General features: G+C 59.4%; 8 protein-coding genes and 1 other RNA gene. 4 read left to right on the top strand and 5 right to left on the bottom strand.

Going from position 1 to position 7,373, the window contains the following annotated elements; translation table 11 throughout:
- Positions 1-270: 270 nt before the first annotated feature.
- A complete protein-coding gene (ybiO, locus tag HF027_RS13205; protein WP_168016426.1) occupies positions 271-2,628 on the bottom strand; it encodes a mechanosensitive channel protein in 2,358 nt (785 codons plus the stop codon).
- Positions 2,629-2,900: 272 nt separating this feature from the next.
- Here ybiO and HF027_RS13200 point away from each other — a divergent pair, with 272 nt between their 5' ends.
- Positions 2,901-3,092 (top strand): hypothetical protein, encoded by a 192-nt coding sequence (locus tag HF027_RS13200; protein ID WP_168016424.1) that lies wholly within the window; start codon positions 2,901-2,903, stop codon positions 3,090-3,092.
- Positions 3,093-3,234: 142 nt separating this feature from the next.
- Here the strand turns inward: HF027_RS13200 and rloA3 are convergent, their stop codons facing one another.
- The 3 genes from rloA3 to smpB all read right to left on the bottom strand — a co-directional run bounded on the left by rloA3 (position 3,235) and on the right by smpB (position 5,185).
- Complete coding sequence (rloA3, locus tag HF027_RS13195) at positions 3,235-3,786, bottom strand: retropepsin-like aspartic peptidase RloA3 (RefSeq protein ID WP_245184798.1); 552 nt, start codon at positions 3,784-3,786, stop codon at positions 3,235-3,237.
- Positions 3,787-4,242: 456 nt separating this feature from the next.
- Positions 4,243-4,623, bottom strand: a transfer-messenger RNA (tmRNA) gene (ssrA, locus tag HF027_RS13190).
- A 76-nt stretch (positions 4,624-4,699) separates the two neighbouring features.
- Positions 4,700-5,185, bottom strand: a complete 486-nt coding sequence (gene smpB, locus HF027_RS13185) for an SsrA-binding protein SmpB (RefSeq protein ID WP_168016422.1) — start codon at positions 5,183-5,185, stop codon at positions 4,700-4,702.
- A gap of 140 nt (positions 5,186-5,325) precedes the next feature.
- Between smpB and HF027_RS13180 the strand changes: the two genes are divergently transcribed.
- Entirely contained in the window at positions 5,326-5,772 is a 447-nt protein-coding gene (locus HF027_RS13180) for a type II toxin-antitoxin system RatA family toxin (protein WP_168016420.1), read from the top strand.
- Positions 5,759-6,082, top strand: coding sequence for an RnfH family protein (locus HF027_RS13175; RefSeq protein ID WP_168016418.1), 324 nt, complete (start codon positions 5,759-5,761; stop codon positions 6,080-6,082). The genes HF027_RS13180 and HF027_RS13175 overlap by 14 nt, the downstream gene beginning before the upstream one ends.
- Before the next feature lie 146 nt (positions 6,083-6,228).
- Here HF027_RS13175 and HF027_RS13170 read toward each other — a convergent pair whose 3' ends face one another.
- Positions 6,229-6,666 (bottom strand): outer membrane protein assembly factor BamE, encoded by a 438-nt coding sequence (locus HF027_RS13170; protein WP_168016416.1) that lies wholly within the window; start codon positions 6,664-6,666, stop codon positions 6,229-6,231.
- A 72-nt stretch (positions 6,667-6,738) separates the two neighbouring features.
- Between HF027_RS13170 and fur the strand changes: the two genes are divergently transcribed.
- Complete coding sequence (fur, locus tag HF027_RS13165) at positions 6,739-7,185, top strand: ferric iron uptake transcriptional regulator (protein ID WP_168016414.1); 447 nt, start codon at positions 6,739-6,741, stop codon at positions 7,183-7,185.
- The last annotated feature ends 188 nt before the right edge of the window (positions 7,186-7,373 follow it).

The raw sequence follows: 7,373 nt of genomic DNA, 5'->3' as shown, positions 1-7,373 counted from the left end.
CAGGTGCGACAGCCTCGTATGCGGTTCCTGTTCGTCGGGCCAGGAGTTTGCCTACAGCTTCCTCCAGATTCCGCCTCGCGACGGACACCCTTGCTGTTCAGCTAACGGTTCCCGCTATCAGGGTCCGTAGGGGACTCTCACCCCCGAGTCATCCCGAGGCACCACCCTCGGGAACAGCACCTGTCCGGCGCTGCGCGCCATGCCTGGCGCACCAAAAAAAGGGCCGCCCGAAGGCGGCCCTGCATCGATCCTTTAGGGTGTGAGCCCGGATCAGTTCTCCTCGCTTTTGCCATCATAGTCGGCGGGAGGAATCGAGCGCTCGTCGCTTTTAAGCGGTTCCTCGTTAGCGTCGGTGTCATCATCGCCTTCCGAGCTGGCCCGTTGCTTGGCACGCCCCTCGATGACGCGAACATTTCCGGCCGGCGCCGAGCCGTCCTTGTCTTCGCCGAAGTAGAGCGTGGTGTGCGGGAAGGGAATCTCGATGCCCGCGGCGTCGAAGTGCATCTTGACCAGGCGATTGTAGGCACGGCCAGTGGCCCACTGGGTGCCTGGCGTGGTCTTCAGGCGCACGCGGATATTCACCGAGCTGTCAGCCAGGGCGACGACACCGGCGACCTCCAGCGGAGCGAGCAGGTTCTGCTTGTGCTCGTCGCTGGCTGACAGTTCCTCGAAGGCTTCCTTCAGGCACTCGATCGCTTCATCGATGCTCTCGCGGTAGGCGATGCCGTACTCACCGACGTGGTAGGCGAACTCGCGCATGTAGTTCGACACGGTATCGACGCTTGAGAAGGGCACGATGTGATAGGTACCGGACAGGTCACGGATGCCTACCGAGCGGATGCTCAGGCGCTCTGCCGTACCAGTGATGCCGCCGACGGTGACCACATCACCGGTGTTCATGGCGTTCTCGACCTGGATGAACACCCCGGTAATGATGTCCTGTACCAGCTTCTGGGCACCGAAACCGATGGCCAGACCCAACACACCGGCACCCGCGATCAGCGGACCGATGTTAATGCCAATCTCGGACAGCACGATCATCAGCGTCATGGCGATGATGGTGATGGCCAGCGCGTTACGGAACAGGCTCAGCAGCGTCTGGGCACGGGCCGTTGGCTCGCCGCCGCCGGTCTCCGGGTTGAGGCGGTGCTCGATCAGGCTGGCGAGACCTACCCACAGCGCCATGGCCACGGTCACGATGACCAGCACACTGATGACCTTGGCGACCAGGCCACGCCCCATGTCGGTGGCATACCAGCTGGCAAGATCAAAGATGCCCCAGGCACCGGCGGTGATCATCACAACGGTGATCAGGATCAGTGCACGGATGACCCGCAGCAGGTTGGGGACATAGGCGTTGAGTCGTGTCTCGAGCAACGGCAGCTTGCGCTTGAGATCCTCCGGCAGGCGAATGCGCTTGCCGATGGTCTGAGTCAGCAGGCTTGAGAGCAGCATGCCGGCACCGACCACAGCGAGCGTCTGCAGCGTGGCCATCAACACGAAGGGCAGTGCATCTTCGGGACGGGTGAAGGTCAATACCAGCACCATCAGGAAGTAGGCGATCGCCAGCAGGTGCCAGACGCGTGCAAACAGCTTCAGGGACACTCGTGTGGCGCTCATCGTGGCCTTGGCGGCCTTGGCATCGATGCCATCACGCAGGCGCTGGCGGTTCTTGAGGACCACGGCGACCGCATAGACGAAGGCGCCAAGCATGATCAGCGTGCCCATGCCCTGGCCGAGTGCCGGTGATAGGTAATAGTTAAGCAGTGGTACGGCGACCATCAGGCCATAGCCAATCAGGCCGATCAGATGAGCCATCCAGCGGTTCCAGTAGCTGGCTTCTTCGGCCGAGATAGGCAGCAGGCGCAAGCCTTTATAGCGGGAGGCAAACAGCATGCGCACGGCGGCCTTGAGCAGTTCAATCACCAGGAAGGCGTTGAGGAACAGTGAGGCCCGTGTCGATAGCTCGCCGCTCTCGCCGATAGCGAAGGTGGCGATAAGATTGCCGCCCACATACGCCAGCGAGATTACCAGCACATCAACGATGGCGGCGATCACCACGGCCACTAACAGGCGAATCACCGGCGTCATGCCGCTGCCCTGCTGCGACCAGCGGCTGGTGGCCGTGAAGGCCGGCCGCGCCAGACGCCGGAAGGCGACGAACAGCACGAAGGTGGCGATGATCACCAGCCCCAGATTCAGTGCCGCCGAGGTGAAGGCCGTCATATCGAACGCCTGACCAGTGCCCGCCCCCTGGACGATACCGCTGACAGCCGTGGCGAGTCCTTCAAGCTGACTGCCGATCTCACTGGCAATGGTACTGGTCAGTTCGGCCAGTTGGCGCGGCAAAGAAGCGGCATTGGCCTCTTGGCCGCTGGGAGCCTGACCTGCAGCGGCCTCTGTGCTAGAGGAGGCGGCTGCCTGGGCGTTATCGGCCATGCCACGCAATTGTTCGATCAACTGGGTGCGAGTTGCGTCGTTCTCGAGCAGGTCGGCCAAGGTGGAATAGGCCGGCGTATCGCCGGGTGGGCTCTCCTGAGCCTGAGCCTGAATGCCGAACAGCATCAATGCCGTCAGCAGCCAGGCCATCAAGGGTAGCGGTCGCAATGTCAGCACACATGCCTCCATGTGATGGTGTGAATGATGGGGAGTAGGGCGCGCATCGGCGCGTTGTCAGGCATCACAGCATGCGACGATTACCGCCACAAGTTCTTGCCTGTCATGCCAGGGTCATGTTGTTTCGCTATAACGGCCGCTGAATCGACGCGTTCAGGGCGCATTCTCGCACGACAAACCTGAGTTATACAGGGATTGTACATTGCCTGTTAGATAGTGCGCTATATACTACCAGAAGTTGCAGGCGCAGGATTCGCCCGACCGGTAATCAGGAGATAAGCGGTATGTTGGAGGTTCGGCTAGAGTTGGAATGTTCGATCTGCGGTGCCCAGCACTTTCGAATTCCCACCCGCGATGAAGATAGGGATATCGTGGTCTGCGCACGTTGCCATAGCGTCAAGTGCCGGGCAGATGACCTGGAGTGGCGCATGGCCCAGGCCAGCGCGATGCGCCGAGAGGCGCTACTGGCCAGCTGAGGTTTCTGCTGCTGCGCCCGGTGTCAGGGCGCCAGCCGCTGTTATGTGCCATGAAGTGGGTGTCGGCAAGCCGTTTTGTCAGCTAATCCCCGGGAGCCGTTTATATAACCACCCCAGTGCGGGTGGTTTTTATGTCAGGTCACTACTTCTCATCAACGAAGGGCACCGTGGGTGAATCCTCGTCGCAGCCCGGTTCACTGAGAAATGTCTTGTCGACATCCAGTACACCCAGGTGGCTGATGGTGCGGCGGCCAAGCAGTACCGGGTAATTCATCTTGCTGCGATCACGCAGGCTGAAGTCTTCTTCGTAGCGCGTATTTCCCAGGCAGATTGGCATGATCACCGTGGGCCGGCGTGAGGTGCCGCCTGCGCCGCGGAGCAGCAAGTTGCGGTTAACCGGTCGCTCAAGGGCTTTTTCGAAGACCTCGCCGCTTTCTTCATCTTCTAACTCGAGACGAAAGCGCACCCATTCATCACCATCTTTCTTGAAGCGCTCGATATCACGCGCGTCTAGCGATGATGTCAGGGCGCCGCTGTCGAGCTTGGCCTTCACTTCAACGCCCCAAGGCTCGATATGTGCCTTTTCTACCCATCCAAAGACAGGTCGATCAGTTGTTTCCTCTGCCAGTGATGGCGTCAGGGCAGTCGTTGCCAGCAGCATGGCCAGCGGCAGGTAGCGCATCAACGCAAACATCGAGCCTCCTCGGCGTGGTGTAGACGCAAGTGAGAGCATGGTAAACGCTGATGGTTCCACTGCTAGCGTCCGAGGGCAAGTATCGGTTGTCATGAGAACGCCGCTGCCGCGCCATGCAGGGTATGAACGGGACTGAGCTCGGGAGTATGAAGAGTGCCGACTCGGTGCTAGTTCGAGGGCCTCGGAAACGAAAAAGCCACCCGGTTGGGTGGCTTTCCTCTGGAGCGGGTGTAGACGGCGCGGGGTTGAGCCCGGGGAGTGTGAAGAGTGCCGACACCGCTCTGGTTTGAGGGCCTGCGGAAACGAAAAAAGCCACCCGGTTGGGTGGCTCTTCTCTGGTGTTGGTGGAGGCGGCGGGGTTGAACCCCGGGGGTGTGAAGAGTGTCGACACTGCGCTGATTTGAGGGTCAGCGGAAACGAAAAAAGCCACCCGGTTGGGTGGCTCTTCTCTGGTGTTGGTGGAGGCGGCGGGAATTGAACCCGCGTCCGCCGACACGCGCTCTTCGGCTCTACATGCTTAGGTCCGTCATTTGATTTAGCGGGATTGGCTCCGACGGGCAGGATCCAATACCGCGATTCTTCTAAAGTTTAACGATTGGCAGGAAGACGCTACCAACCGCGATCCCATTATCTTTGGCTCTTCTCCCGTCCGTCACGAATGGGCACGTAACTTCTGGGCCAGGCTAACAACTAACAGCTATTTAAGCTGCCAGTGCGCCCTGAGCGTAGTTGTCGTCGTTTGCGACTATTTAATCGTGATGTTGGATTTACGAGATACATCACGCTCTCGGCATGCACCTAGGAGGTTGTCATCGGCGTCGAAGCCATGTCGCCCCCGTGGAACGTCTTCAGTTTAACAGGTGAGGCCATTACTACGCCAGTTCAAGGTGTCGCCATGCCAAAAAAAGCTTTTCTACTTGGCGTCGCGCATGATGCGTGCTTTCTGGCGATTCCAGTCACGCTCCTTCTCGGTGGCACGTTTATCGTGCTGCTTCTTGCCTGTGACCAGCGCAAGCTCACACTTGATCAGGCTGTTCTTCCAGTAGAGCTTGAGGGGAACACAGGTGTGGCCCTTGTCCTGGGTGCGCGAGAAGATCTTGGCGATTTCCTTGCGATGCAGAAGCAGCTTGCGGGTCCGTGTCGGATCGGCAAGTTCATGCGTGCTGATGGTGTTGAGCGGCGTGATGTGCGTGCCCAGCAGCCAAGCCTCGCCGTTCTTGATCAGGATGTAGGTGTCGGTGAGCTGAGCCTTGCCCGCACGCAGACTTTTCACTTCCCAGCCGGACAGGGCCAGGCCTGCCTCGAAGGTTTCATCGATGTGGTACTCGAAGCGTGCCTTCTTGTTCTGGGCGATGACGTTGCTGCTTGGGCCCTTGCTCTTGCCTTTCTTATTGGCCATGGAACCTCTGTCTCGATATGCCTCGGTGTTCGCTTCACTGCGTTGGATGGTAGGTGGGGGGAAGCGTGATACCATTCAAGGCCTGACGAATTAACCGCACATGATACGCCCAAGCCCCTGTAAAGTCAGCGGAGAGGTAGATGCCAACGGTCAATCGGTCCGCCTTGGTGCGGCATTCCCCCCAGGCGATGTTCAACCTGGTTAATGATTTCGAACGTTACCCGGAATTCCTTCCGGGTTGTAAGCGGGCGCGCCTTATCGAGTCTGATGCTAAGCATCTGATCGGTGAGCTGACGCTGGCCAAGGCCGGTGTCGAGCAGAGCTTTACCACCCGTAACGACCTTTACAGCCCGGATCGTATCGAGCTGTCGCTGGTGCAGGGGCCTTTTCGGCGCCTGCGCGGGCGTTGGCTGTTCACGCCGATGGGAGAGAACTCCTGCAAGGTCAGCCTGGAGATGGAGTTCGAGTTCTCCAACCGCTTGATGGGCATGGCCTTTGGCAAGCTCTTTCAACAGGTGGCCGGACAGCTGGTCGACTCCTTCTCGCGCCGCGCGAACGAGCTCTATGGCAGCGATGGACGCTACTGAGGGCGACGGGGCGATTCGGGTAGAAGTGGCCTATGCACTGCCGACGCGCCAGAAAATCGTCGAACTTAACGTGCCGGCCGATACCACCGCCCGCCAGGCGGTCGTCATGGCCGAGCTCCCGCAGTACTTCCCCGAAGTGCCAGTGGAGACATTTCTCGAGGCGGACCTGGGTATCTTCGGCAAGGCGCTGCGAGACCCCGAGAACCACGCCCTGCGTGAGGGCGATCGGGTAGAAGTGTATCGGCCGCTGAAGATTGATCCCAAGGCCGCCAGGGCTGCACGGGCGGCCAAGGCGGCGAAGTCGCGCTAAGGCATTTTTTGCCGGTATCGGCTGTTGCGATGCATGTGATAAGCGCATTCGCATGGCAATAGCCGAAAGCCCCTCAACTCCGCACCCGCTAGCGCGCGGTACTGCTTATGCAGCGCGTGTTATACGACGCTTGCCTTACGATGCTCTTATTCGATCGACGTGCCGACACTGGGGGCGTTGCCGGGACGCAGATTCGTCGAGTCGTCTTCGGGCATGCTGCTGGGTCCCATGCCCGGCTGAGCGGTGAAATCCAGCGCCTCATCGAAATCACCGCTCATGCTCATGTCAGCCAAGCGGTCATTCTCGAAACTCAGGGTCACGCGGCGCTTGTCGATACCGCCATAGGCCTTGTCGAGGCGGAACAGATAGTCCCACTCGTCGTCGCTGAACGGTGCCTCGAGCAGCGGCGTGCCCATGATTGCCTTGACCTGGCTACGGCTCATGCCGGTTTGCAACTGACTCACGGCTTCTTCGGTGACCAGGTTGCCCTGAACCAGATCGCGCTTGTAAACGCTTAAATAGCTGCACCCAGTGACCAGCGTCAGGGTCAGCGAAAGGGTGAGCATTTTCATCAACTTTTGCATTTGCGCCTATTCTTCACTATCGTGGATTCGGTCGATCATACCCGACCCTACACGTTACTGCGAAGAGCAACCATGGCCGACCAGAACCATGAACTGCGCAAAGTGGGCCTCAAGGTCACGCTACCGCGCGTCAAGATACTCCAGATCCTCGAGAATGCCTCTGATCAGCATCACCTGAGCGCCGAAGACGTCTATAAGGCGTTGCTGGATGCAGGTGAGGATGTAGGGCTTGCCACCGTCTATCGCGTACTGACTCAATTTGAGTCCGCGGGGTTGGTTGTGCGCCATAACTTCGATGGTGGCCACGCCGTTTTCGAGCTTTCCCATGACGAGCATCATGACCACATGGTTTGCCTGGAAAGTGGCGAAATCGTCGAGTTCTATGACGAGCAAATCGAGCGCCGCCAGCAGGAAATCGTTGATGAGCATGGCTATGAGCTCGTGGATCACGCCCTGGTGCTCTATGTGCGCCCGAAGGGCTCGCAAGCAACACGCCAGGAAGGCGTTACCAAGAAGTAGCCCCTTACTCTGATACGACAGTATTCAAGACAACGCCGGCCTCAGTGTCGGCGTTGTCGTGTCTGAGAGCGTATCTGGGCGATCGGAAGGTGGGGGCCAAGGCCTGTACTGACTCAAGTGAGTGGGCGCCTTGCGTTTTTCAGGAGAACGGCTCACGCCTGTCTGGCTGAGCGAGTGCCCTAGGCGAG

This window comes from Halomonas salinarum (assembly GCF_012062845.1).
Taxonomy (GTDB): Bacteria; Pseudomonadota; Gammaproteobacteria; order Pseudomonadales; family Halomonadaceae; genus Onishia; species Onishia salinarum.
Note: the sequence above shows the minus strand (reverse complement) of the source record. Positions and strands in the feature narration are given on the sequence as shown.